Genomic DNA, 24164 nt, shown 5'->3' with positions numbered 1-24164 from the left:
ATTTTACTTTTCAAAATTAAGTTCCAGTAATTCTTCTCTGCTTGAATTCCCGTTATATTTAAAAATTTCCTCAATTATCAGATCACTGAACATTTCTTTTGTGGATAACCCGACAATTTGCATTAGCTGGAATTGTGGTACCACCACCTGAAGATATAGTTTTCCCAATCTTGCCTTTAGAACCCTGCTTTCTGTTAGAATATTTTCAGATGCAAGCTTTTTAAGAAAGTCTGAATAAATCCCGTTTAAAGTCACAAACTTTGAACTTCCTATAACTTCCTCAACGTTGATCACTGACCTATCGTAGTTGTCGTCCAGTGTACCTATCATTGTTACCTTATTAAGTCTCGGCGTGTCACCTTCCAGAAAGGTAATATTGTCATTTGAACTGGCCATTTTACTATCCAGAAAAGTGATTCCCATTAACTGTTCCGAATAAACCTTTGGATCTACTTCTATTACCCCGCTTGAAATTGGCCTGATCCAGTCAACAAAAAGATCGTCCAGATTTCTTGCACCATCCAGTATTATATCGTTTAAATCCCCAAGTTTTTCATCCATTACTCTTCCTGTAATTGAAAAGCCCTCGCCAGAAAGTTCCATGTAGTCTACAATAAATCCACTTATGCTGAGCATTTTTTTTATATGATCGAAATCCTCGCTTGCTTCACCAAGACTCATAACATAATTTCCGTAACTATCCATTTCTGCCTTCAGTTTTAGAAACGTTGCTATGCTCCTATTCTTTGCAACTTCGGATGGAATGAAGAAAAGAAAATCCTGTTTTACATCATCACTTAAGACCCTTGTTCTTATGGTTATTTTGTTTTCAAAGAGAACGTCGAACAACTGTGAATCCCACCTGTAACGAATCTTTATTGAATGCATATTTCTCTTCACCACATTTTAGTTTAGTTATATTTAGAATATTAATCTTATTGAAAAATGTGAAACCTGGTTTGATAACAAATATTGATCACATTTGAAAAAGGTTTATCTAAATGTAAAGCGTTGTACCCCTAATGAAATTAAAATCTAGTGTGAGTAACCTGAAAGAAGTAACAGATATACTAAGTTCAATAACCAATGAAGCAAAACTTGAGTTTGATAATGATGGTCTGAAGGTTAGGGCAATAGATAGCGCTAGGATAGCCATGGTTGACCTTTTTGTGCCCAAGGAATCGTTTTCAGCTTATGATCTTGAAGAAAAAGTTGAGGTCTCAGTTGAGCTTGATAAGATAAGAAATGTTCTAAGACTTGCATCCCAATCAGATGATCTTTTATTAAGTATTTCTGGAACTAAAATGAAGTTCTCTCTTGGAAATCTCACAAAAACCATATCTACCCTTGACACATTTGTGAATTCGCCAAAACTGCCAAGTGTGGATCCAAAGAATTATGTTGTTATAAGGAAGGCAGATCTGGATAGGGGATTGAGGGCGGCTACTGATGTGAGGGATTCTATAAAGTTCACCATAGAGGATAAGAGATTTGAAGCCACCTCTAAAAGTGATTCAGAGGAGGTTGACCTTATCATAGATAATGATAATCTGATAGAAGTCAAGGCACAGGAAAAGGCTTCCAGCAGTTATCCGCTTGATTACCTAAGCAAGATAATAAAGGCAGTTAGTTTTGCTGATACGTTGAAAATTGCATTTAACAATGATTATCCCCTTGTGATGGAATTCAACTTTTCAGGTAAGGATGGTATCAAGACAGCTAAATTCTTACTTGCACCGAGAATAGAGTAGATTCAAAAGCGGGCGCGAGGGGATTCGGACCCCTGATCTACAGCTTAGGAGGCTGTTGCCATATCCAGGCTTGGCCACGCGCCCTTTCTATTTGATATATTTTTTTATTCCTTACAAACTCCATTTCAATAGCTTCCATTTTGGAATATATCAAAATGGTTTTCTGGTTGGGAATCAGTTGGTAATCGGAGCTTTAGATATTATATTTTCGAAATATACATGAAATATATCCCAGGTTCTCCTTAAAATCTTTTAACGAACAGATGGTCAAAAAAAAATTCATTAATTTATCATAAAGCTTAAGGTTGTATGAATAATCAAAGGTTATGTTGAAAGGTACTCCGTTTAAAAATAAGGGGGTGATTATCACCGGAGGTGGAACCGGTCTTGGGCAGTCTCTTTGCCTGAAGTTTGCCAGTTATGGTGCCAGTGTTTATACTTTTGGCCGAACCGAATCAACCCTTGAGGAAACAAAACAAAGAGTGAATGCAATTAATGGTAATCTTGAATATAAGGCAATTGACATAAGAAACTTTGACGCTGTGAACGAGTTCATTGATGAAACTTTTAGAAAAATAGAGATAATAGGACTTGTAAATAATGCTGCAGGTAATTTTATATCGAGGACGGAAGATCTGTCAATGAATGCCTTCAAATCAGTAATAGACATAGTTTTAATGGGTTCAATTAACACTTCAGTTCAGGTATCGAGAAGATGGATGGAAAGGAAGATCAGGGGAAGTGTTGTGAATATACTAACTTCTTACGCGGATACTGGTTCAGCATTCGTTACTCCTTCGGCCGCAGCAAAGGGTGGTTTGAGAGCATTTACCAGAAGTGTTGCTGTAGAATGGGGTCCAAAGGGCATCAGAACCAATGGGGTAGCGCCTGGTCCTTTCAAGACTCAAGGAGCATGGAAGAATCTGATTCCAGATGATAGCTATGAAAAAATCCTTAAGGAAAAAAATCCTATGCGAAGGCTTGGAACTACTGATGATATTTCAGAACTTGTTTCATATCTTATCAGTGATTATTCTTCGTTTATAAATGGTGAAATTATAACTATAGATGGTGGAGAATGGATACAGGGTGCTGGACAGTTCAACATGCTTTCACAGATAGATGATAATATGTGGGATATGATCCGGAAGAACAGGGTGAAGAAAGAATGATGAGTATATATATAAATGGATGGGAAACAAATATGAAGTTTTCGGCTGCACATTTCATTCCATACCATGATAAGTGTAAAAGATTACATGGACATGATTATGCAATCGATATCAGAATAGAAGGAGAATTACTGAATGGTATGGTAGCTGACTTTGTGACCGTGAAGAGAGAGATGAGAAAGTTTCTTGAGGAAATTGATCATAAGCTTATACTTCCCGTGCATGGAAAAGATATGGAACAGAAAAAGGAGAACGGCCAATTCATAATAAAATACGAAGGAAAAACTATGTCAATACCCGAAGAGTTTGTTTATCTGTGCGATGTTGATTACAGCAGCAGCGAGGAATTATCAAGATTTTTTGCAAGGGAAATAGTCAGTAAAGTGAAATTTGAGAAGAATGTTAAATTGATTGAAGTTTCAGTGTATGAAGGACCAGGACAGAAAGCTTCGTGGAGTGAGAAAATTGGATAACGCAATAATATTGATGTCAGGAGGGCTGGATTCTACAACGGTCTTATCATTCGCAAAGAAAAATGGGTATAATATCACTGGACTCAGCTTTGATTACGGTCAGAGGCATAGAAGGGAGCTGGAATCCTCAAAGAAAATTGCTGATTTTTACGGCATTCAAAGAATTGTATTCAAGATAGATCTGAGGCAGATAGGGGGTAGTTCACTTACGGGTGATGAGGCAGTAGAAATTGGTAAGCTTGAAAGAAAAGAGATTCCCAATACCTATGTTCCTGGCAGGAATATACTATTCCTATCAATAGCGGCTGCATACTCAGAATTACTGGATGCCAGAACAATTATGATGGGAGTCAACTCAGTAGATTATTCAGGTTATCCGGACTGCAGACCAAATTTTATAAGCTCAATGGAACAGAGCCTGCAACATGGACTTGACAGGAGTGACTTAAAGATAATGGCACCACTTCAGTACCTGAATAAGGGTGAGATAATAACTATGGGGATAAAGAATAATGCCCCATATGAACTCACATATTCCTGTTATAATGGCAGAGAAAAAGCATGTGGAAGGTGTGATTCCTGTCTACTTAGATTGAGGGGTTTCATGGATGCGGGAGAAATAGATCCGACTCCCTATGAAACATATCCTGACTTTTATATAGATTATTTAAGAAACTTAAAAAAATATAAAAAATAAATGAAATTATTGTTTTGTTAGGAACTGATCTACTTTTTCTGCGTTACCTTTTACTGAGGCAACTGTTTTGTTCCAAAGCTCCTTTTCCTCTGCTGTGAAGTTAATATCAAAGATTCTCTCCACTCCATTTTTTCCTATAAGTATTGGAAGTCCAATAAATAGTCCCTGTGCTGAATAGTGCTTTGATGTTTTCTCATCCACAAACGCGGCACATGGTATCATTCTTCTTCTGTCTTTTATTATTGATTCTACCATTGCTGTTATTGCTATACCAGGCGCGTAGTAGGCGCTTCCTGTCTTAAGGTAATCTACTATTTCTCCTCCACCAAATCTCGTCCTTTTTACTATTTCATCTATTTTTTCCTTACTGAGAAGATCTGTTATGGGAATGCCTCCAACAGAAGAATACCTGATAAATGGTACCATATCATCACCATGACCACCTATGACAAATGCATTTACATCCTGAACTGAGGCTTTAAGTTCCATTGCGAGGAATGTCCTGAATCTTGAACTGTCAAGTGAACCACCTAAGCCTATAATTTTCTTTGGTTCTATTCCACTAACCTTTTGAAAAGCATATGCCATTGTATCAGCCGGGTTTGATACGATTACAATTACTGATTCTGGAGAATATTTCTTTACATTTTTTGCAACATCGGCTATTATGGCTATGTTTTTGGCTAGCAGATCATCTCTGCTCATTCCTGGTTTTCTTGCAAGACCAGCAGTTATAACAATAACGTCAGAACCCTTCATATTCTCGTAATTCTTCGGATCAACTGTTGTGAATCCCTTAATGTTCAAATCTGTACCCCAGTGTGGTGTTCCTTCCATCATATCAAGTGCTTTCCCTTCTGGAACTCCATCAACAACATCAAACAAATATACATCTCCAAGGTCCTTAAGTGCAATAAACTGTGCAACTGTAGCTCCAACATTTCCTGCTCCTATTACGGATATTTTAGATCTCATGTTAATGGTATTACTTTAAGGGTTAAATTGTTATTTATCCTTTATAACAGTTGGGAGTGAACACATCCAAAAGGAAAGTTATTAAACGTTCCTATATATAAATTTAACCTGTTATGTAAGTTTTAGACTAACCGGTTCAGAATATTTAAGAAATTACTTATTATCCTGATTGCCCAAAAAATTCACGAACTTGAGATGATATGATGATCGATTTTAGAACGATTGTAAGAGATAAGACTGAAGAGTACCAAAGATAATAGTAAAATAGTTGAACCTAATACATCTACCAACAATATGGTAATAACAACCTATTCCAGAGAGGAATGGTGTGAACACGTCCAGTGCTGTGCTCATATTGAAAGTGTGGTATTTAGGTTGTGCTTTAAATATTAAAACCAAAATGTTTAAATCTGATTTAAATTACACATAACAGTGTTGGGATAAACTTTCAACGCAATATAAGAGGTTAAAACCTAATGGAAGATCCATTTGAAGTGTTTAAGGATTTCTTTAACCAAAAATTTGGGAAGTCACTTATAATAAAAGGAAGACCCGGTACGGGTAAGACAACATTCAGTCTGGAGTTAGCATCTCGCCTATATGAGAATCAACCGATACATTTTCTTTCCTCAAGATTTAACGACGAACCTTTAAAGGATGCTTTTCCATTTATAGACCAGATTTCCTATAGAATCAATAAAGAAAATTTTTCGTATACTGAAGATTTTAAATATGTCAGCACAGAATCTCTTAAGAAACTTGAAAAACTTCTTGAAGAAAAGAATCTGAACTCTGATTTCACAGGTTCCAGTGGGTTAATATTTGATATAAAAGAGGTAATCCCTGAGCTAAACGCCATTTATACATTTGTAGAAAAAAATTTTGAACTTGGTCCGGTTGTAATTCTGGATTCAATCGAGGCTATTGCTCAGAAATACAGCATTGATGAGACTACACTTTTCAGTATATTGCAGAATGATCTGGTTGAAAAGAGTGGTGCAGGACTTATAGTTGTTCTCGAATCAACACAAAATGATAAATTAGAATATTTCTCAGATGGAGTTATCAGCCTCAGCATGGAGATAGATAGAAATTACATGATAAGATACATGAGGATTGAAAAACTAAGAGGCCTGTCCCTTGGTTCTACTCCTTTCTTTTCATATTCACTCCTGAATGGAAGATTTACCCTTTTTCCAATAATATCTGTTTCGTACCCTACGCATAAAATCCCCATGCTTTCTGATAACGAAGAGAGCAAGGATTCTGTGGACATGGGTGTTTCTGCAATTTCAAAGGTGCTTCCAATGAATAAAAGAACAGTTGATATTGGTTCTCTTGTACTGATTCATCGAATGGAAATATCTGACAGAACAGACATTGCAGTAAATCTGATTAAAAATTCTCTTGTTAGGAGAACCATCTCAGAGGGGAGAGGAGTAATAGATGTATCCTCAAGCAGTTATGAGTCTGCAAAAATATTCAGTTTAACCATGGAACCAGAACAGCTGAAACATTATATAACTGCAGAAAAAACAAAAAGAACAAATCCCTCCGTGATAAACCTTGAAGGGGCGAAAATGACAGAGGATTTCACCAGTGAGGCAATTGAGTATTTTACAGGTTCGTCTAAAAGACCCAACGTATACATTTTTTCCACAGATTTCCTCAACTTTACTTATGGCGAAAATTTCATAGGAGATTTTCTAACCATATTGAATGAAATACGTCTTACGGGAACTGTGTTCATGATATGCGATGAAGATTTTTACAAAAAACTGAGTCACCATGCAACTTTCTCCTTACACATCCGTGATAAGGATGGATTTATCTTCCTCAATTCTGGTGGCAACAAGCACTTTTCTGTGCAATCTCTGGTTGATCAGAGCGGATGGCCATCATATGATCTCATAGAGTCTGTCTGAAAATATCACTTTTATATTACCTCCTTTTCCATTACAAGGTTATTATAATCGACAGTCATTTGCTTATATGTTTCCAGAGTACAGACCAAGAAGACTAAGGGCTAATCCACTTTTAAGAAGCCTGACAGGTGAGACAAAAATAAGCCTCGATAGATTAATCATGCCAGTTTTTATAGATGAGAATTTAACTGAACCGCAAGAAATACCAAGCTTACCCAGTATATTCACACAGACACTCGATAGTGTTGATGAATATGCAAAACATTTGAAAAAAATTGGTGTAAACACGGTGCTCTTATTTGGTATTCCAGAAAAAAAGGATAGCGAGGGATCTCAGTCATTCGCCGATGATGGTGTTATACAGAGAAGTATTAAGTCATTTAGAAATAATGATCTCCTTGTAGTTACTGATCTTTGCATGTGTGAATATACAGATCACGGCCATTGTGGTATATTGAGAGGAAAAGAAGTATGGAATGATAAAACTCTTGACTACTATGGTAAAATTGCAGTGAGTCAGGCAGAGGCGGGATCAAATATTATTGCACCAAGTGGAATGATGGACGGTCAGGTAAAAAAAATTAGAAATGAACTGGATGGAAATGGTTTTGAAAATATTCCAATAATGGCATACTCTGCCAAGTATGCGTCCTCATTATACGGTCCCTTCAGGGACGCTGCAAAGTCCACACCATCTTTTGGAGACAGAAAAACATATCAAATGGACCCAGCAAATATAAATGAAGCAATGAGGGAAATTGAACTTGATATAGAAGAGGGGGCAGACATTATCATGGTTAAACCTTCATTATTCTATATGGATGTGATCAGAGAAGCTTCAACCATATTCAATAGACCACTGGCTGCATATGGTGTAAGTGGCGAATATAACATGATAATTAATGCCGTGAAAAATGGGTTCATATCTGAATCAGCCATAAATGAATATGTCACTTCGGTATTCAGGGCTGGAGCGGATATCTTCATTACTTATTTTGCAGAATCACTGGCAGAAGGGATGAAGGGAAAGATTTAAATGAATTTTGAAAATGTGAGAGTGATAATATAATGAAATTAGGGTATATATTAGAAATGAGAGAACCTCAAAATGGTTTCTTTCAGGTTACTATGAATATTGACTCAGTATCAGAAGATATAACCATGTTAACAATCCCCGCCTGGACACCTGGCTCTTATGCAATCAGAGACTATGCCAGAAACGTGAGAATGCTGAAAGCAAGAACGCCAGAAAATGAAAGTATAGAGATCCAGAAAAAGGATAAATCAACGTGGAAATTAATAAACGGAAATAACAAGACGTTCAGTGTTTCTTATGAGGTATATGCAGGAGATTTCTCCGTTAGAGGAAGTCATCTGGACACCACACATGGATATCTCAATGGCACTAACGTTTTCATGTATATAGAAGGTTATAAAGATCAATCCATAGAATTGATCATTAAGCCATATGAAGATTGGAAAGTTTCAACTGGCCTTGAAAAAATTGGTGAAAATAGATTCAGAGCAACAAACTATGATATATTTGCAGATTCCCCAATCGAAATAGGAAAACATCGGTCTCTTCTCTTCACGGTGGATGGAAGGGAGCACGAAATTGCCCTATATGGGGAAGGAAACGAAAACACAGATAAACTTGTAGAAGATGTAAAGAAAATAGTGGAAACTTCAAGGACAGTATTCGGAAACCTTCCGTACAAAAGGTATGTCTTCATAATGCACCTAACTGATAAAGGATCAGGTGGTCTTGAGCATCTTAATTCAAATACCATAGATTTTAATAGATTTGCGTTTGGTGATAAGAGAGATTATCAGTCTTTTCTTTCAGTAGTTTCTCACGAATATTTCCATCTATGGAATGTAAAGAGAATTAGGCCTGTTGAACTTGGTCCATTTAATTACAAGGAAGAGAATTATAGCTCATTACTCTGGGTATCTGAAGGAATTACTAACTTTTATGCATATATAATCCTCCTGAGGAGTGGACTTATTTCAAAAGAAGAGTATTTCAAGCATGTATCAGAGATTTTCAGAGCATATGATATGACACCTGGAACAAGATATGAATCCGCCTCTGAGTCTTCCTTTGATGCATGGATAAAGCTTTACCGTGAGTCCCCAAATAATTTGAACAGTTATGTTTCTTACTATCTTAAGGGAGAAATACTTGGTTTCATGATAAGTTTAAGGATATGCGAATACACAAAGGGGCAAAAAAGCCTTGATGACGTATTCAGGCACATGATAGAAAAATATAACAAGGATGGACGTGGATTCACCGAAAAAGACCTCCTTTCAACACTCTCTGAGGTGTCATCCTTAGACTTTGGACCATTCTTCGCAAAATATGTAAGAGGCACAGATAATATTGATTTTGTATCTGAACTGAAAAGAATTGGAATGACACTGGAAGAAAAATATGATGGTTTAGATAAGGGATTTAATCAGACTCTCCCATTTCTTGGAATTATTGTAAAAAAGGACAAGAATACGGTATATTCTGTTATTGAGGATTCACCAGCACAAAAAGCCGGAGTTATGCCCGAAGATGAGATCCTGGCAATAAATAAATTCAAGATGGATTCCAGATTTTTGAAACCTCTAAGAGAAAGGGGAGATTCTATGTTTATAGATAGTCTGAGAGATTATAAACCTGGAGATAGAATAAGAATACATCTTTTCAGAAGAGGCTTGCTGGACAGGGCTGATGCCACTCTGGGTGAGGCACCAAAGGATCTGTATGAGATCAGAGATTCTGAAGGAGTTGATGAAATAACCTCAAGAGTAAGAGAGAAATTTCTTATGGGATAGACACTTATAAAATAGTTTAAACTGAAATAAATAAAAATAAAACTAATATATGAGTTTAGCAATTTACATGCTCAGTGGAGGACTATCGTACCTGGGCAAACAGGAATCTGATGATGATTCTGAAAGCAAATGACTATTTACCAATAGAGATTGATATGGATGGGTCATTGAGCTTTGATATTTTAGCTAAAGGTAGTGAGGAGACTATTATCTTAAAATCTGTGTATAACGTGGATACTTTAAAAATTGACATGGCTTCAGAACTCTACAGGCTATCGACGAGTATGGATCTCGTTCCAATTATCATTGGTTACAAATCTGGTTCAGGGGAACTGGAAGATAACGTAATGTACTTCAGGCATAAGATTCCCATAATGACTATTGAAACTTTCAGGGAATACGTTAGGGGAAACAGACCAAATACGTATTCTGGACCAGGTGGATATTACGTAAATATAGATGGAAGGAAAATGCAGGAGCTAAGGGCAAAAAAGGGATGCTCAATTGGTTATGTTTCAGGGAAGATTGGAATATCAAGAAGATCCATTTCACTGTATGAAACTGGAAATTCTACAACGCTGGACGTATTTAATAAATTAAAGTCACTCCTAGGAGAGGATATTAGTAAAAGTATAGATCTTAGAGAAACGCTTAAGGGCTCTAAGCTTGATAATGTTACAGAAGAGTCAGCCGATGAATTTATAAGGGGCATAAAACAGGTTATGGGCGGTTTTGGAATGATTACTGAATTCTTCCGAAGAGTTCCGTTCGATGCCCTAAGTGAGGAACAGTCTGAGATCATGTACATAATGGGGATTTCAGAAAAGAATAAATTTGAATCAAAAAAGATAGAGTATATAAGAAACATTTGCAACATCCTTGAAAAGGAACCTGTGCTTATTTCAACTACGGATACATCAAAGGAGATGATCGGTGGATGCAGCGTAATAACTTTCAAGGAATTGCTTGAACTGGGAAGCCTGGAGAATTTCCAAAAGCGTATAGAGAAGATTAAAGAGAGCATTCAGTGAATGGAATTTATTGAGATCAGATCAAAAGAAAAACTAATGCTTGTCTGTTTTGGCATAAAGGGTCTTGTCTCAGATGGTAATGCAGTAAAGGAAAAGCTGGATTCCTTTAAACCGGAAGTAATAATGATGGGGATATCACCGGAAGAGGTTGAGGGCTTAAAGAATTTTGTTGACGATCCTTTTGAAATTGACATGAGTGATTATGAACTAATTTATGGAACTCTTCTTTCTCAGTTTGGCCCCGTTGAGGTCCCCCCACCAATTTTTACACAAACAATCATTTATGCAAAAGAGAATAATATTCCAGTCATAGGACTGGATGTTGATGAGGAAACATTCGGTACGAGATATGAGGAAGAGTATACAGTTTCTCAAATGGTTGGATATATCACTAAAAAAAGGAAACTCAAGAAGAGGAACTTCGACATGGAATCTCCTGAAAAATTTGTAATGCAGTGGAGAGCGGAAATTGAAAAGACCAGAGCCATGGGCAATATGGAGAAAATGAGAGAAGAGGCTATTTCTGAGAACCTTAACAAAATGTTCAAAGAAGGAACTGAAAGAAAATATTTTGCAATAATAGAGTATGAGTTTAATAACGAAGTAAAAAGAAAAACAAATTATGTGTGATCAAGAAGTCCCGCGAAAATAATGTATATTTCACTGCTTTCACTTCTTGATGCACCGGGCTTGGTGATATAGTTCCTTCTGAAGAATCCCTTGAACTGGTTCATGAATTCATTTGTATATTCTCCCTGAAACTGCTTTACCATAACGTTTCCCCCAATTCTTAGAACCTCCATGCCGTATTCAAGAATTGATGTGCATATGTTCACTGAAGATGCATGATCAAGTGAATGCTGCCCAGTAGTGTGTGACATAGCATCTGACAGAATAAGATCCATCTTTTTTCCATCCAGAAATTCCTTGATATCATTCCACGAAGATTCTCTGGTGACATCTCCCCTTATGGAATATGGCATTACATCTGATTTTTTTGCGCTTATATCAACGCAAAGCAAATATTCCGGAGTTCTTTCCATTAGAACATCTGTCCAGCCTCCAGGTGAGGACCCAATTTCCAGAATATAATGAGCTCTGGAAAGAATTTCAAATTTTCTGTCAATCTCTATGAGTTTATATGCAGCCCTGCTTCTATAACCAGCCTTTTTAGCCCTGTTATAGTAAATATCTTCTCTTTTTCTCATTGACCGGTTAGTTTCCTGTACTCTTCGGCTGTTAATGTGCCTTTTATTTCCTCATTTAGCTTAATTTTAACCAGCCATGAATTGTAGGGTTCCTGATTGATCAGCTCGGGTTTACTTTCCAGTTCCTTATTAACTGCAGTTATTTTTCCAGTAACAGGTGAGAAAACTTCCTCGGCGGATTTAACGGACTCAACAGTCAACAATGTATCACCACTTTTAATTTCCTTTCCAACTTCTGGCAGATCTACATAGACTACATCTGTAAGCTGTTTCTGCGCAAAATCAGTTACTCCTATCTCAACTTCAGTACCATTTGTTCTGACCCATTCGTGGGTTTTGGTGTATTTCAGATCCTCAGGAATATTGCTCATAGAAGCGTATGAAATTAAGAGTAATTAAGTTTTTATTTAGATTGTGCTCAAAAAGATTTTTTTAAATTCAGCTTATATAATTTACTGAATCATGATTGGTTTTTGATTTTCCCTGAGTAACAACTTCATCTTCACCAAAATCAATGGCTATCAGGTTTGACACCGGAATCAATCTCAAAAGAACTTTTTTTTCGCCGGAAACCTTAAAGACGAGCGCACCTTCTTCACCTAAAATTGTGTATCCCACGAACTCACCATCGGTCTCCATGGGCTCATCTTTTCCGCTGTTTGATATTACCTTGTATTTTCCACCTTTTTTAATTTCAACCATATCCATTTTACTCAAAACCTCCAGTATATTCATAATTTTATTTTCTGTCAGCTTCAACTCTGAGCCATGGCGATTTAATTAATAAAAGTTTAGACCTTTGGTGACGCCAAGCTTCTTTTGTAATGTTCAAACTATCTATGTGAAATATGGTTGTAACTAAATGGCAAGTTATTATAACGAAATCGTATTAGTAGGAAAGTGTGAATATTGGTAAATATAGACATACTAAAAAAAAGGGGTGGAATGGCAGTTATTGTTGCATCTGTTATCCCTGAGAAAGATTATGAGAATCAGATTAAGCTCATTTCAAAAAAACTCGATGACTTTCACTTTATTCCTGAGTTCAGGATGGACCTTTGGACAAATAATCAAAAGGATTACATTGAAAAATACATGAAAATAGTAGATGATTATTCCCTTCCAAACATTTTCACCTTCAGGACAGAGGAGCTTTCTATTGCTGATCAAATTTATAAAATTCCCCTCAATCATGAAAACTCAATTCTGGACATTGACATATCCATAATCAGTAGAAACTCAATAAACTATCCACAAAATAGGACTATTCTGTCTTCGCATTTTTCCAATCCTTTGGAATTCAGGAATAGATTTGAAAAGCTTGCAAAGTACGGGAAAGTGGCAATTAAACTCGCTTCCACATTTGATAGCGAGAATATATTGGATATTCTCTGGTATGTCAAACATACAGATGGTGAGAGAATATTATCTATCGTTCCCCAGGGAAATGAAAATCAGAGTCTCAGAATAGTTTCTGCGCTTACTGTCAGTGACTTTATTTATTCGTCATTTGATAAACCTGTTATTGCTGGACAATACAATATGGAATTACTATTCAAAATTCTCGAAATGATTTACTGAATGATTTTAACCCTTTGAATTATTATTTTTATATACCAGCAGCGATTGCAATTATACCAGTAGTTATGAGCTCTATTGCTATGGATGCAAGTAATAAACCCATTATTCTTGAAATGACTGTCGTTCCTGTTTTGCCTATTTTTGAGGCAATGGATGATGAGAAATAAAGAATAAAATATGATATAATAAACAAAATCACAAGTGCGATACCAAAACTAAATTTTAGCGGTATAGTATTTGCTTTTGCGTTAAGTAGTATGGCGGTTGTGATTGAACCGGGACCGGCAAGAAGTGGTGTTCCTATGGGCACTATTCCAACGTCTTCCTGTTGCTTTCCTTCCTGACTCTCCTCCCTTGTAAGTTTGGTATTTGAAGTCTTCCCCTGAAGCATGTCAAAAGCAACTTTGAAAAGCAGGATTCCACCCGCAACCTTGAAGTCGTTTATGTTAATTCCAAGTCCCTCAAAGATATAATACCCCACGAGAACAAAACCAACAATCATCCCTGAAGCCATATATATGCTTCTCCTGATCGTTATCATTTTCTCCTTTTTACTGTATCCATCTGTTAAAAAAACCAGTGTTGGAATTGCCCCTATGGGATTCATTATTGCGAACATGGCTGCAAGACTGTAACCTGCGAATTCGATCATTTCAACGATGGACAATGCTATAGCCATATCTTTCACTCTTATAATTATTGGTCTGGAATTACAAAACCCTGCATGGTTTAATATATTTTTTTATTAATTTTATTTGATCCTCTGTGTCTGACAACGAATATTTCATTGTCTGAAAAATCATATATACCTTAAATCGTTGTTGAATTATTGGAACAGATTAAGCTATCCCAGATTATAAAGAATAACCTCAGAGGAAATAGTGGATATTATATAATGAAGTTTATCACTGGACTTGAGATGAGCCTCGATGGATATTCAACGGAACATATTGTGTTTCCCTATTCTGAGAATCTTAAGATCATATCCTACCGAAGTAGAAAGGCCCCAAAGACAAGGGAAAATGACTTTCTCATAATGCCTGAAAATGTCTTTGCTAAATTAGCATCTGATATGGAAAATTCCGGATTTTATCCTTCATCTGTAGAGCTGGAAGGCGAGGAGGGAGAGTATTTTAGAACTTCCTCATCCAGAACCCTGATCTCATACGATGTTATCATTAAGTTTCTGAAAAATGGATTCAGCTTCAAAAGCTGTACATTCAGGAAAGACAAAACTTATTTCGGTGTAGACAGATTTTCAAGGATATGGTCAAATGATAGGGATATCATCTCGGTATTGGGTGAACTAACAGCACAGTACTTATCAGAAGCTCTTAAAAATTTTTACCTGAACAAAGGTGCGGAAACAAGCATTGAAAATGTGATATTAAGGCCATATATTTCAGATTACTCAGTCAGTAGCGAGATAGTGGAGAGATTGAAGCTGAGGCTTGGAAAAAGGAGAATTACCCTAATCAAAAGATTCAGGAATGGAGATACTTTAATTTATGCATATGCAAGTGACCAGTCCCACAGGATAGAGATGATCGTAAGGCAAAACAATATGAGTCTTGTGTCTATGAATTCAACTGATTTGAATACAGTAATTGAAATGAGTGAAATTGTTGAAAAAGCAGGAGGGGTGTTTGTTGGAATTAGATCCACTCTTAAGTGAGTTTCATAAGGAAGAGAAGGAAAGAAACAAACTTTACAGTGTGATTTCTGGTCTGTTTTCCTATCTGGAATCCTGTGATATTACACCATTACAGATCAAAACCTTCAGGTGTGAAAGAGAGAGCTTTTCTATAGAAACTGTGGATAATAAGGGACAGGTTAGTGTGTGGAACGGCTTCTCCGGAAAAATCAGGAAAACTTCTACTGATCCACTAACTTCAGCAAAGAGAATTGTTAATGTTTGCCTTGGAAAAAATGCTGGATTAGACAGCGATCCTTTTAAGAATTATCTTATTATTTCAGAAAGGAACAGATCAAAGGTTATTGAGAATTATTCAGGTCAGCAAAAGGAGGTTGAAATAGTTAACTTTTATCCGTTTCCATACTATGAGAAAATGCCAGTTTATGAGAAATTCTCCATACTTAGGTCGGTTATTGGAATAAGGAGGGCCATGTTAAGAAATGACTTAATTGCAGAAGTTACCAAAGAGACAATTAATAGAAGCCTTGGTATGAGCACCTATGATCTCTGGGAATCCATCAGCAAGATTTTAAGTGAAGGAGTTGAGGCTGGTCTTCTGGAAGAAACTTCAGAGGGCATAAAAATGGTTGGGTTTAAGTTTACCTCAAGAAGGAAATTCATGGAAATTTACGACAGATATTTTCTAAAGGTTAATAAGACAACACTCTATGATTTTTAGACCAAAGATTTATTGGATTTACTATGCAATCAGATATCCCAGAGCCATGCCAAGAAGTGGTGATACGACCCACATGATTACAATGATCAAAAATGGTCTTATCTGCATTGCCTTCGTTTTATAAGAAAGACCTGTCCCGAAGACACTTGATGTGAGTGTTTGAGTACTTGGAAGCGGCAGTGCGAAAAATGTGGCACCCTCCACCAGAATGCTTGATACGAGAAGCGATACGGTTGCATTCTGGTATCTCATGCCATACATATCCTGCGAAATCCTTCGGATAACTCCGCTGCTCATGAATGCAGCTCCTAGAAATATTGCAATTATCATTGTGGGGATGGTTAAGTATGATGACCTTTCAAGTGAGGCGAGAAGGCCAAAAGTGTTTGCCCCTAGAGTAAAAGCTGTTAGGAACGAGATAGTTACAAGAAATAGTTTATAGAATCTTGCTGTAGCCCATACATTCTTTACGCCTATCTTGCTCAGATTAAGATTTAGAAAATATGAGGATAATATGGCGAGAATAGGAGCCACGATCCAGAGAGCAATTATCATTATTACATACAGGGAATCATAATTATACCCTGTTCTCAGTCCTATTCCAATGGATGTACCAACTATTGCCATTATGAGAGAAAGCGGTATTCTAGCTAAAGTTGCAATAATGAACATTATAATTGATACTCCAAGTACTATGAGTATCAGATTGCTTTTTTCAGGCATTATGAGGAATAATGAGTTTGAGAGAAATCTTCCCTCTATGATCAGACCAAGAGAAAAACCTGTTGCCCCAAGTGTAAGCCCAAAATGTCTTGATACAATTCGGGAGCCGACTATAGTGCCTACAGCCGCAGAAATATTGTTGCCTGAAACGACCGCGCTCAATATGCCAATAAGAGCGATTGCAATATAAAGTGAAATCATCTGGATACTGAAAGCATTGTGTTGAGAACAAGATCAGATATATCCTCACAGTTATCAAGAAGGTCATCAAGGGTGTGCACTATAGAGTTGATGTGATTAAACATCAGGTATGAAATACTTTCTGATGTCCTGTAAAGCCTATCTATGATTCCATCTTTGATTTCATCCACTTTTTCCTCCATATCCTGGATATTTCCCCTGACTTCCTTAACCTGGTCAATATCTGCCACTTCAAGCATCCTGTTTACTTTTTCTATGGCTTCAAGATTGATCTCCAGAATGTTAATGAAACTGGCATAAAATCCCTTTATTGGCTCCATATGGAACCCGTTTGCTATAAAACTATCCTTTGCCCTGGACATTTCTCTGGCAATCCAGTATGTCTTATCAATTATGTCATCGAACTTTTCTATAAGTGTTAAAAAATTGTCCATCAGTGTTGAACCAATTGCTCCTGAAGTTATGTCTCTTTTTAAATTCAATGTAATTTCATCTGCATCCTTTTCGTTTTGTCCAATTTTCTTCACCATACTTTGAATTTCAGATTCTGGCTTTTCAAAGATTTCCATAAGCATTTTTGAGTTTTCACTAGCCAGAGAAAGATACTTTTCCATGTTGATTAAAGATTGCCTTTCCCCTATGACCATGAGTTTCTTCAGGAAGTGGTAATTTACCATTTTATGCAATTACAAACCAATATTTAAAAATTATTAGTATTTAAAGAAACATATATAGAGGTATATAGAAAATATATCATTTTTTATATAGCTTAAAACTCTATTTAGATTTAATGTAATTAATTTGTTCCATAACCAAACAAATTATGGAATGCTAAAGAGATAGATTCTTCACATCCATCTGGGAAAGATTGGCCTTCACGCTATAAAAATCCCATTTCAGAACAGATCTTGCCTCATCAATATTCAGAGACGAATCTCTAGGTCTCCTGGCAATTTGCCCCGAAAATTCCTGACTTTCTATAATTTTTGAAGAATCCAGTCTGAAAAAATCAGCAATTCTGAGTGCAAAATCTTTTCTTGAAATGCGTTCACCACTTATGTTTATCCTACCACTGAAGTTGCTTTTAATTAGTTCAGATGCTGCCCTGGCCAAATTTTTAGAGTGTATTGGTGAGTAGTATGAATCTATCACCCTCACCTCCTTTCCATCCCTTAGCCTTTTATAAACCACAACTGGAAAGTTGTTCTTAACACCATAAACACCAGATGTTCTAACTATGAGATGATTGGGTACAGATTCAACTGCCATGTCCCCCATTATTTTGCTCATTCCATAATAATTTATTGGATCAGGTACAGAATCTTCAGAATAATTTCCTGCCTCACCGTTAAAGACAAAGTCCGTTGAGAAATGAATGAATCTTATGTTATTTTTAATTGCATACGTTGCCATTACCGAAGGAGATGCTGCATTTATGTTGTAAGCCCTTTCCCTGTTAGTCTGGCAAGCATCCACATCTGTCATAGCTGCACAATTTATGATCATTGCCGGTTTGATTCTATCAAGGATCTCATAAACTTTAGATGGATTTTCAAGGTTCAGTAACTTTCTCTCTGAAGATACAACATCGTCAAACAGTTTCACCATTTCCGAGCCAAGCTGGCCTGTAGATCCTGTTATTAATACTTTCATTTAGAGTTCCACCTTTGAGTCACGTCCAAGTACCAATTTTGTTCTTTTTGTCTTGGAATTTCCTGATTTGATTGAACATGAGGGACCAATTATGCTTTCATAAATTATTCTACCATCCTCAAACTCTACCCTACAATTTTCCATAATTATTGAATTCTCTATATCAATTCCCTTTATTGAGCAACCGTCTCCTATACTTGTATATGGACCAATGAAAGAATTGGTTATGTTCACGTTGTTTCCTATATAACATGGTCCGAGTATTTTTGTTTCAGAGTCAATTATCAGATTTGAACCCATTTCAACTCTGCCCTTGATATTCTGGTTTTCCCTGTCATTGTTACCCTTTATACTTTCCAGAACGAGCATATTACAGTCAATGAAATCTTCCACTGTTCCAGTGTCCTTGAACCACCCCTTTATGATTTTGTATCCTATTTTCTTTCCATCTAGGATCATTGATTGCATTGCTTCCATTATTTCATATTCGCCTCTGGCTGATGGTACCAGCTTTTCAATATATTTGTAAACAGAGCTTCTCAGAAAGTAAATTCCAGTAACAGCAAGATTGCTCTTTGAATCCTTTGGCTTTTCCCTTAAATTGGTAATTAGATTTCCATTTACTTCTGCTACACCATACTTGGATGGGTCCTTGACCTCTACTAGAATAAGAAATGCGTCATATTTCTCCTTTTGAAATTTCTCGTATGATTCACTGAGATCATCCTGAATCACATTATCCCCAAGGTAAACAAGAAAGTCATCATCCTTGGTTAAATTCCTGCACAGAGATATGGCGTGAGCAATACCAAGTGGTTTTTCCTGAAAAACGTACTCGATAGATGAGTTCCATTTCGATCCGTCCCCATAATACTTTTTAACCTCTTCTCCTCCTATTTTGCCTATGACTATTCCTATATCTTTAATCCCAATGTCAACCATCTGTAAAAGACCGTATTCACTGGTGGGTTTTCCAGCAATTGTAAGCAGCTGTTTAACATCGGAGTATGTGAGTGGCCTGAGTCTTGTCCCGGTGCCTCCGTGAAGGATTATTCCTTTCATCGTTTCATAATATTCAATAAAGTTATTACTGTTTCTATTTTCAAAATCAACATATCTTTAACTTCCAGGTGTAAGTAGACTTGATGCAAAAACAGGAAAGAGATTAATAACAGTTTTCGCTTAGAGAGATCGTCTTAGAATTGAATATGTCGGATTTTTTTGAAGATGTTGTAAAGAAAAGCATGTACAGAGATATATCAATAAATATAAGAAATGGGTTACCAAACACTTCCATTATTTCACTCTTTGCATACTCTGAAGTACTTGGAGCGATGGGAAGGATAATTAATGGTGAGACCGAAAACATTGTGTTTGGTACCGGGCAGTCAAACAAGAATTTTCAGTCATATCTCGGCTTTGCAGGGAAGGCTTATTCCAGGGTAAATGCAAAGGAAGCCTACAGAATTATAAGAGGAGGTATCATTCACAGGTATTTCATAGGACGATCTGCAATGGTGGTTATTAATCCGGAGGATCCTATGGGAACATTGAACTACACTGGTGAATGTCCCATAAAGATAACTGAAGCTGAGGTTTATTTTAACATAAACCACTACTTCAGGGACATGAAAATTACGGTAAACAGGATAAGAAGAAAGATGAAAAGAGAACGACTTGAGGATCTTGAAATTGCAAGAAGCTTCAATCAGACAAGGTTCGTCTTCCTGCATAATGAAGTTAAAACCTCTGAGTAAAACCTCTATTCTGGAGAACTCTTCCTGATTTCATTCAGTGCTTCCTTATCCCTGCAGTAAAGGTAGGGAGCAAGGTCCAGTGATGGTGGAGATTTTTCCAGTGTTTTTGAATATACGTTTCTTAGATTTCTGTCCACAACTGAACAGTATCCTTTCCATGTAACACCAAGTGATTCTACAAATTCTTTCTCTATCCCTGTGGCCTTTTCATGAGCATAAGGATATTCAAATTTTTCATCGGATAACCACTTTTCTGGCAGTTCATGGTGATAGCCTATGGTTAGCATTGTGTTGATTTTTTTATTCTCCACTTCAATTTCCTCCGGAAAATGCTCATCCAGAAATATTGTCGTACCATCGAGCGAGTATCCTCCTGTATATTTTATGTCAAAATTATGGTTTGCTTTCACATCATTCGCAGATTTCATGATCTTAATTTTTCCAATTTGAATGCCATTATGATAAACATAACTCCCCCTTACCTCAAGCAATTCACCATCCTTTAGTGGTTCATCCGATTCGAATTTGATCATGGTCGGTTCCCTGAATTCGATTGCTATTATCTCTGATAGTCCATTTTCGAAGGTTTTCTTTTCCCTTGTTATTATTTTAAACTCATCTTTCATTAAATCACATCCACTGGGTGAATTAAAGTTTTACTTATATATAGATGAATTTATAGATTATAGAATTACCTGTAATCATAAGTTATGAGAAAAATAAGAAATATAGAAGAAAAATCCATGTACAAATGGAACAGAAGACCTTCATTAATTCAGATAGATATTACAGAGAAAGCAGAAAAATTAAAAGGTTGTTACATTCTAATGTGGTAGATATTACTGTAGGTAATTTTCATCCAGAATGTTGTTCCTATCAGAGGTTTTAGAATGGATAAACTCAGTGTTGGTGTGTTGGGATGTACCGGTCTGGTTGGTGAGACTTTTCTTAAACTTCTTGAAAATCATCCATGGTTTAGGGTAGATGGCATTTATGCTTCAAAGAATTCCGCTGGATTATTGATGAAAGCAGGATCCATAGAATCTAATGAACTGACGGTTAAGGATTCTACCGTTGAGAATATAGTTAATGCAAAACATGATATAGTGTTCAGTGCAATCAGTGATCTGAATGCTGGTCCGATTGAGCTAGAACTTTCAAAACATGGTCAGTGGGTTTTTACCAATGCTTCTGCTAACAGACTGAATGAAGCTATTCCCCTGGTAGTTCCAGAGATAAACAGTGACCACCTGAATGTGATAAATGAAGATGATGGATTTATAGTTGCTAACGGAAACTGCAGTACAATCGGATTGAGTCTTGGAATTGATCCAATTTTTGATCTGATGCCACAGCATTTAACCGTAACTACTCTTCAATCAATCAGTGGGGCGGGTTATCCGGGTATTCCTTCTATGGACATACTCGCTAATGTAATTCCTTTCATAAATGGAGAAGAAGGGAAGCTAGAAAAAGAAACGAAGAAGATTTTTGGGAAGATCAGTAATGGTAAGATGCATGAATCATCCTTAAACATAAGTGCTACGGCGACAAGGGTTCCAGTTAAGATTGGTCATATAATCTCAGCCACTGTAGAGGTGAGGGAAGATGTTGATGAGAAACTGGTGCTGAATAAAATCAAAAACTATGGAAATGGTTCCCTGAAAGGACATTTTCCAACTCTTCCTAAAGAGAGTATCATGTTTGTCCCGGGTAATGATAGACCTCAACCGCTTCTTGATTCCAATTCGGATGATGTCCTGAAGGAAATGCAGGTAAAGGTCGGCAGGATAAGAGTTTCTGGGAAATATATATCTCTAATAATTCTGGTTAACAATCTGGTAAGAGGGGCAGCAGGTGCCTCAATTCTCAATGCTGAGATAGTGTCAAAGATGAGGGGGGCAATTTCTTGAGTGTTAGTGTCATGAAAGTTGGAGGATCTTGTCTTACAGACATAGATTCTCTGGGTCAGCTTGATAAAATATCAAAGATCTGGCCATTTAATGTAATAGTTGTGAGTGCTTTCAAGGGAGTGACTGATGCATTGTATGGTGCCTATTACAGTCTGCATAGATCAGAATACGTCGAGGCTCTTATTAGGAGATATTCAAAAGAGCTGTCTAAGAGGAATCTTGAAACGGAAGATTTCATATTTAACAGGATACTGTCATTGATGAGATTTTCAGGCGTAGGAGATTTCACAAAAAAAGTAGATGAATGCAACATTGATTTTTATGTATCACTTGGAGAGCAGATCTCCGGAGCTGTCTGCACGATATATTTGGAAGATCATTATGATGCGATTTACATGGATTCCATAGAAACTGGAATATTAATCAGGAGAGTAGATGATGTGAATAAAATTGATCTCGATAGATCCATACAACTTCGAAATGAAAAATTAGAAGAATATCTCGGCAAAAAAACAATAATAACCACTGGATTCTATGGACTTGATGAATTTGGAAAGGTTGCAATAGCTGGAAGAAATAGCAGTGACTATGTGGCTTCAGTCCTTGCAGTCAAATTCGGAGCAGATAAGCTTATTTTATTCAAGGATGTTGATGGGATCTATAGAACTGATCCAAGGCTGATCAGTTCAATATCACCCATTGGTGAAATGGACTATGAAGAGGCAACAAAATATTCTATTAAGGGTGGAATTATTCATCCGGATGCAGTCAGAATATGTGGTGAAAATAATGTTATAATTCATGTAATGGGTTACCATAGCCTTAAAGTTGGTACCATAGTAAGACCATTTGTGAATGGAAAAACCAAGTTATACTTTCCAGAAACAGCCTGACTACTTTATATTCGTTTGTCACAATTGAGGACTCATATGGGTGTTTTAACAAATTACTCTTCATTAAAAAGTATTTAACGGAAAAAAGCATTAATCAGCGATGGATAATAAGAAGCAAAAAGACCGTTTCCTTGCACTGGGATCACTAATCGTCCTGCTTGCTGGTCTTCTTATTGTTGTTTTTGTTGTAACTCAAATATTGAAAATAATACCTCCAGCTTATTCAAAGTTCATTGATGCTGCGATTATAGCAATAATTTCCTATGTTGTTATTAGAATTGTGCTCACATACATAAGAAGGGTCCTTGGAAGGTTCATGGATGAGGCAACACTGCACCCCATAGTATTCATGGTCCGTATGGTGGGATATTTCATAATAGCACTGGCAGTAATTGCTTCTTTCGGAATCGATATTTCATCAATCATACTTGGAAGCACGTTCCTTGCTGCAGTTATTGGTCTTGCATCTCAGAGTGTTCTTGCTAATCAGTTTGCAGGGTTACTTCTTATCCTCACCCGTCCCTTTAAGATAGGTGACAGGGTCTGGATCCATGCCTGGCAATTTAGCATATCCTTTGCAGTGGTAGCCCCAAAATATTTTTCGAGCGATTTCCTTTATAACAACGGATTTGTTGGGAAGGTAAAGGATATCAGCATAAATTATACTACTCTGGTTACAGACGGAGGAGAAGTAGTAAAGATAGCGAATAATGTCCTAACACAGGGTGCCTATAGAATTACTTCAAAAACACCAGTTGTACAGGTGAGATATGAAATTCCAAAATATTTGAAGTTTGAACTTGTGAAGGATGATATACTGAAAAACCTCAAACAGATGTCAGAGTTAAAAAACGAACCTTTTCTGGCAATTGATGAAACAACTCTAAATACATATGTGATTCTAATAAAGGGAGAGTTTAACACCATTGATCCATCAATAATAAGAGGTAAGATACTTGAGATGCTCATTTCAACCGTCGAGGGAAAAAGGCTCCCTAATAATTGAG

Annotated in this window: 27 protein-coding genes and 1 tRNA gene; 16 read left to right on the top strand and 12 right to left on the bottom strand. The window is 36.7% G+C overall.

What is annotated here, in order from left to right:
* Positions 1-3 precede the first annotated feature (3 nt).
* Positions 4-888, bottom strand: a complete 885-nt coding sequence (locus CSP5_RS02085) for a hypothetical protein (protein WP_148689557.1) — start codon at positions 886-888, stop codon at positions 4-6.
* A 134-nt stretch (positions 889-1022) separates the two neighbouring features.
* Here CSP5_RS02085 and CSP5_RS02080 point away from each other — a divergent pair, with 134 nt between their 5' ends.
* Positions 1023-1751, top strand: a complete 729-nt coding sequence (locus tag CSP5_RS02080; protein WP_021789098.1) for a DNA polymerase sliding clamp — start codon at positions 1023-1025, stop codon at positions 1749-1751.
* A 9-nt stretch (positions 1752-1760) separates the two neighbouring features.
* On the opposite strand, the gene CSP5_RS02075 is transcribed toward CSP5_RS02080, so the two are convergent.
* Positions 1761-1835, bottom strand: a tRNA-Arg gene (locus CSP5_RS02075).
* Between the two features lie 242 nt (positions 1836-2077).
* Between CSP5_RS02075 and CSP5_RS02070 the strand changes: the two genes are divergently transcribed.
* From CSP5_RS02070 to queC, 3 genes are read left to right on the top strand one after another with little or no spacing between them, the layout of a single operon-like run.
* Complete coding sequence (locus CSP5_RS02070; RefSeq protein WP_148689556.1) at positions 2078-2923, top strand: SDR family oxidoreductase; 846 nt, start codon at positions 2078-2080, stop codon at positions 2921-2923.
* Positions 2920-3396, top strand: coding sequence for a 6-pyruvoyl trahydropterin synthase family protein (locus CSP5_RS02065; RefSeq protein ID WP_021789100.1), 477 nt, complete (start codon positions 2920-2922; stop codon positions 3394-3396). The genes CSP5_RS02070 and CSP5_RS02065 overlap by 4 nt, the downstream gene beginning before the upstream one ends.
* Complete coding sequence (queC, locus tag CSP5_RS02060) at positions 3350-4093, top strand: 7-cyano-7-deazaguanine synthase QueC (RefSeq protein WP_021789101.1); 744 nt, start codon at positions 3350-3352, stop codon at positions 4091-4093. The genes CSP5_RS02065 and queC overlap by 47 nt, the downstream gene beginning before the upstream one ends.
* Positions 4094-4099: 6 nt before the next feature.
* On the opposite strand, the gene mdh is transcribed toward queC, so the two are convergent.
* The gene (gene mdh, locus CSP5_RS02055) at positions 4100-5068 is read right to left on the bottom strand and encodes a malate dehydrogenase (RefSeq protein ID WP_021789102.1); all 969 of its coding nucleotides are present in this window, start codon (positions 5066-5068) and stop codon (positions 4100-4102) included.
* 476 nt (positions 5069-5544) lie between these two features.
* Here mdh and gvpD point away from each other — a divergent pair, with 476 nt between their 5' ends.
* From gvpD to CSP5_RS02030, 5 genes are all read left to right on the top strand, one after another.
* Positions 5545-6993 (top strand): gas vesicle protein GvpD P-loop domain-containing protein, encoded by a 1449-nt coding sequence (gene gvpD / locus CSP5_RS02050; protein WP_021789103.1) that lies wholly within the window; start codon positions 5545-5547, stop codon positions 6991-6993.
* Between the two features lie 67 nt (positions 6994-7060).
* Positions 7061-8029 (top strand): porphobilinogen synthase, encoded by a 969-nt coding sequence (gene hemB, locus CSP5_RS02045; protein WP_021789104.1) that lies wholly within the window; start codon positions 7061-7063, stop codon positions 8027-8029.
* Positions 8030-8061: 32 nt separating this feature from the next.
* Positions 8062-9822: a M61 family metallopeptidase gene (locus tag CSP5_RS02040; protein WP_021789105.1), complete on the top strand. Its 1761-nt coding sequence runs from the start codon at positions 8062-8064 to the stop codon at positions 9820-9822.
* Between the two features lie 74 nt (positions 9823-9896).
* A complete protein-coding gene (locus tag CSP5_RS02035; RefSeq protein WP_021789106.1) occupies positions 9897-10853 on the top strand; it encodes a transcriptional regulator in 957 nt (318 codons plus the stop codon).
* Positions 10854-11483 (top strand): hypothetical protein, encoded by a 630-nt coding sequence (locus tag CSP5_RS02030; protein WP_021789107.1) that lies wholly within the window; start codon positions 10854-10856, stop codon positions 11481-11483. It begins immediately after the preceding gene.
* On the opposite strand, the gene CSP5_RS02025 is transcribed toward CSP5_RS02030, so the two are convergent.
* From CSP5_RS02025 to CSP5_RS02015, 3 genes are all read right to left on the bottom strand, one after another.
* On the bottom strand, positions 11474-12061 hold the full coding sequence (locus CSP5_RS02025) for an SAM-dependent methyltransferase (protein WP_021789108.1): 588 nt from the start codon (positions 12059-12061) through the stop codon (positions 11474-11476). The two genes, CSP5_RS02030 and CSP5_RS02025, sit on opposite strands and share 10 nt — an antisense overlap.
* A complete protein-coding gene (gcvH, locus tag CSP5_RS02020; RefSeq protein WP_148689555.1) occupies positions 12058-12432 on the bottom strand; it encodes a glycine cleavage system protein GcvH in 375 nt (124 codons plus the stop codon). The genes CSP5_RS02025 and gcvH overlap by 4 nt, the downstream gene beginning before the upstream one ends.
* 67 nt (positions 12433-12499) lie before the next feature.
* Positions 12500-12769 (bottom strand): hypothetical protein, encoded by a 270-nt coding sequence (locus tag CSP5_RS02015; protein WP_021789110.1) that lies wholly within the window; start codon positions 12767-12769, stop codon positions 12500-12502.
* Positions 12770-12970: 201 nt separating this feature from the next.
* Between CSP5_RS02015 and CSP5_RS02010 the strand changes: the two genes are divergently transcribed.
* A complete protein-coding gene (locus CSP5_RS02010; protein ID WP_148689554.1) occupies positions 12971-13642 on the top strand; it encodes a type I 3-dehydroquinate dehydratase in 672 nt (223 codons plus the stop codon).
* A 28-nt stretch (positions 13643-13670) separates the two neighbouring features.
* On the opposite strand, the gene CSP5_RS02005 is transcribed toward CSP5_RS02010, so the two are convergent.
* Positions 13671-14321: a MarC family protein gene (locus CSP5_RS02005; RefSeq protein ID WP_021789112.1), complete on the bottom strand. Its 651-nt coding sequence runs from the start codon at positions 14319-14321 to the stop codon at positions 13671-13673.
* A gap of 150 nt (positions 14322-14471) precedes the next feature.
* Between CSP5_RS02005 and CSP5_RS02000 the strand changes: the two genes are divergently transcribed.
* Both CSP5_RS02000 and CSP5_RS01995 read left to right on the top strand, forming a co-directional pair.
* A complete protein-coding gene (locus tag CSP5_RS02000; protein ID WP_021789113.1) occupies positions 14472-15317 on the top strand; it encodes a hypothetical protein in 846 nt (281 codons plus the stop codon).
* Positions 15292-16017, top strand: coding sequence for a hypothetical protein (locus CSP5_RS01995; protein ID WP_077075919.1), 726 nt, complete (start codon positions 15292-15294; stop codon positions 16015-16017). The genes CSP5_RS02000 and CSP5_RS01995 overlap by 26 nt, the downstream gene beginning before the upstream one ends.
* A gap of 21 nt (positions 16018-16038) precedes the next feature.
* Here CSP5_RS01995 and CSP5_RS01990 read toward each other — a convergent pair whose 3' ends face one another.
* The 4 genes from CSP5_RS01990 to CSP5_RS01975 form a co-directional block, all read right to left on the bottom strand.
* Positions 16039-16941, bottom strand: coding sequence for an inorganic phosphate transporter (locus CSP5_RS01990; RefSeq protein WP_021789115.1), 903 nt, complete (start codon positions 16939-16941; stop codon positions 16039-16041).
* Entirely contained in the window at positions 16938-17618 is a 681-nt protein-coding gene (locus tag CSP5_RS01985; protein WP_021789116.1) for a DUF47 domain-containing protein, read from the bottom strand. Before CSP5_RS01985 ends, CSP5_RS01990 begins: the two co-directional genes overlap by 4 nt.
* 154 nt (positions 17619-17772) lie before the next feature.
* Complete coding sequence (locus tag CSP5_RS01980; protein ID WP_021789117.1) at positions 17773-18594, bottom strand: SDR family oxidoreductase; 822 nt, start codon at positions 18592-18594, stop codon at positions 17773-17775.
* Positions 18595-19656, bottom strand: a complete 1062-nt coding sequence (locus CSP5_RS01975; RefSeq protein ID WP_021789118.1) for a glucose-1-phosphate thymidylyltransferase — start codon at positions 19654-19656, stop codon at positions 18595-18597.
* A gap of 146 nt (positions 19657-19802) precedes the next feature.
* Between CSP5_RS01975 and CSP5_RS01970 the strand changes: the two genes are divergently transcribed.
* Complete coding sequence (locus tag CSP5_RS01970; protein WP_021789119.1) at positions 19803-20351, top strand: hypothetical protein; 549 nt, start codon at positions 19803-19805, stop codon at positions 20349-20351.
* A 5-nt stretch (positions 20352-20356) separates the two neighbouring features.
* Here the strand turns inward: CSP5_RS01970 and CSP5_RS01965 are convergent, their stop codons facing one another.
* Positions 20357-20977, bottom strand: coding sequence for a hypothetical protein (locus CSP5_RS01965; RefSeq protein ID WP_021789120.1), 621 nt, complete (start codon positions 20975-20977; stop codon positions 20357-20359).
* Positions 20978-21241: 264 nt separating this feature from the next.
* Here CSP5_RS01965 and asd point away from each other — a divergent pair, with 264 nt between their 5' ends.
* The 3 genes from asd to CSP5_RS01950 all read left to right on the top strand — a co-directional run bounded on the left by asd (position 21242) and on the right by CSP5_RS01950 (position 24163).
* The gene (asd, locus tag CSP5_RS01960) at positions 21242-22264 is read left to right on the top strand and encodes an aspartate-semialdehyde dehydrogenase (protein ID WP_021789122.1); all 1023 of its coding nucleotides are present in this window, start codon (positions 21242-21244) and stop codon (positions 22262-22264) included.
* Positions 22261-23157, top strand: coding sequence for an amino acid kinase family protein (locus CSP5_RS01955; RefSeq protein WP_077075918.1), 897 nt, complete (start codon positions 22261-22263; stop codon positions 23155-23157). The genes asd and CSP5_RS01955 overlap by 4 nt, the downstream gene beginning before the upstream one ends.
* Before the next feature lie 100 nt (positions 23158-23257).
* A complete protein-coding gene (locus tag CSP5_RS01950; protein ID WP_021789124.1) occupies positions 23258-24163 on the top strand; it encodes a mechanosensitive ion channel family protein in 906 nt (301 codons plus the stop codon).
* The last annotated feature ends 1 nt before the right edge of the window (position 24164 follow it).

The sequence above is a fragment of the Cuniculiplasma divulgatum genome (assembly GCF_900083515.1).
In the GTDB taxonomy this organism is placed as follows: Archaea; Thermoplasmatota; Thermoplasmata; order Thermoplasmatales; family Thermoplasmataceae; genus Cuniculiplasma; species Cuniculiplasma divulgatum.
This window is presented reverse-complemented; position numbering and strand designations above follow the sequence as displayed.

Coding starts and splice junctions, on each gene's coding strand:
- CSP5_RS01970 (WP_021789119.1), top strand. CDS start 19,803: ATGTCGGATTTTTTTGAAGATGTTGTAAAGAAAAGCATGTACAGAGAT.
- CSP5_RS01975 (WP_021789118.1), bottom strand. CDS start 19,656: ATGAAAGGAATAATCCTTCACGGAGGCACCGGGACAAGACTCAGGCCA.
- CSP5_RS02005 (WP_021789112.1), bottom strand. CDS start 14,321: ATGGCTATAGCATTGTCCATCGTTGAAATGATCGAATTCGCAGGTTAC.
- gvpD (WP_021789103.1), top strand. CDS start 5,545: ATGGAAGATCCATTTGAAGTGTTTAAGGATTTCTTTAACCAAAAATTT.
- CSP5_RS01990 (WP_021789115.1), bottom strand. CDS start 16,941: ATGATTTCACTTTATATTGCAATCGCTCTTATTGGCATATTGAGCGCG.
- CSP5_RS01965 (WP_021789120.1), bottom strand. CDS start 20,977: ATGAAAGATGAGTTTAAAATAATAACAAGGGAAAAGAAAACCTTCGAA.
- CSP5_RS01980 (WP_021789117.1), bottom strand. CDS start 18,594: ATGAAAGTATTAATAACAGGATCTACAGGCCAGCTTGGCTCGGAAATG.
- CSP5_RS02015 (WP_021789110.1), bottom strand. CDS start 12,769: ATGGATATGGTTGAAATTAAAAAAGGTGGAAAATACAAGGTAATATCA.
- hemB (WP_021789104.1), top strand. CDS start 7,061: ATGTTTCCAGAGTACAGACCAAGAAGACTAAGGGCTAATCCACTTTTA.
- queC (WP_021789101.1), top strand. CDS start 3,350: ATGAAGGACCAGGACAGAAAGCTTCGTGGAGTGAGAAAATTGGATAAC.
- mdh (WP_021789102.1), bottom strand. CDS start 5,068: ATGAGATCTAAAATATCCGTAATAGGAGCAGGAAATGTTGGAGCTACA.
- CSP5_RS02065 (WP_021789100.1), top strand. CDS start 2,920: ATGATGAGTATATATATAAATGGATGGGAAACAAATATGAAGTTTTCG.
- CSP5_RS02085 (WP_148689557.1), bottom strand. CDS start 888: ATGCATTCAATAAAGATTCGTTACAGGTGGGATTCACAGTTGTTCGAC.
- gcvH (WP_148689555.1), bottom strand. CDS start 12,432: ATGAGCAATATTCCTGAGGATCTGAAATACACCAAAACCCACGAATGG.
- CSP5_RS01950 (WP_021789124.1), top strand. CDS start 23,258: ATGGATAATAAGAAGCAAAAAGACCGTTTCCTTGCACTGGGATCACTA.
- CSP5_RS01985 (WP_021789116.1), bottom strand. CDS start 17,618: ATGGTAAATTACCACTTCCTGAAGAAACTCATGGTCATAGGGGAAAGG.
- CSP5_RS02030 (WP_021789107.1), top strand. CDS start 10,854: ATGGAATTTATTGAGATCAGATCAAAAGAAAAACTAATGCTTGTCTGT.
- CSP5_RS02040 (WP_021789105.1), top strand. CDS start 8,062: ATGAAATTAGGGTATATATTAGAAATGAGAGAACCTCAAAATGGTTTC.
- CSP5_RS02025 (WP_021789108.1), bottom strand. CDS start 12,061: ATGAGAAAAAGAGAAGATATTTACTATAACAGGGCTAAAAAGGCTGGT.
- CSP5_RS02070 (WP_148689556.1), top strand. CDS start 2,078: ATGTTGAAAGGTACTCCGTTTAAAAATAAGGGGGTGATTATCACCGGA.
- asd (WP_021789122.1), top strand. CDS start 21,242: ATGGATAAACTCAGTGTTGGTGTGTTGGGATGTACCGGTCTGGTTGGT.
- CSP5_RS02080 (WP_021789098.1), top strand. CDS start 1,023: ATGAAATTAAAATCTAGTGTGAGTAACCTGAAAGAAGTAACAGATATA.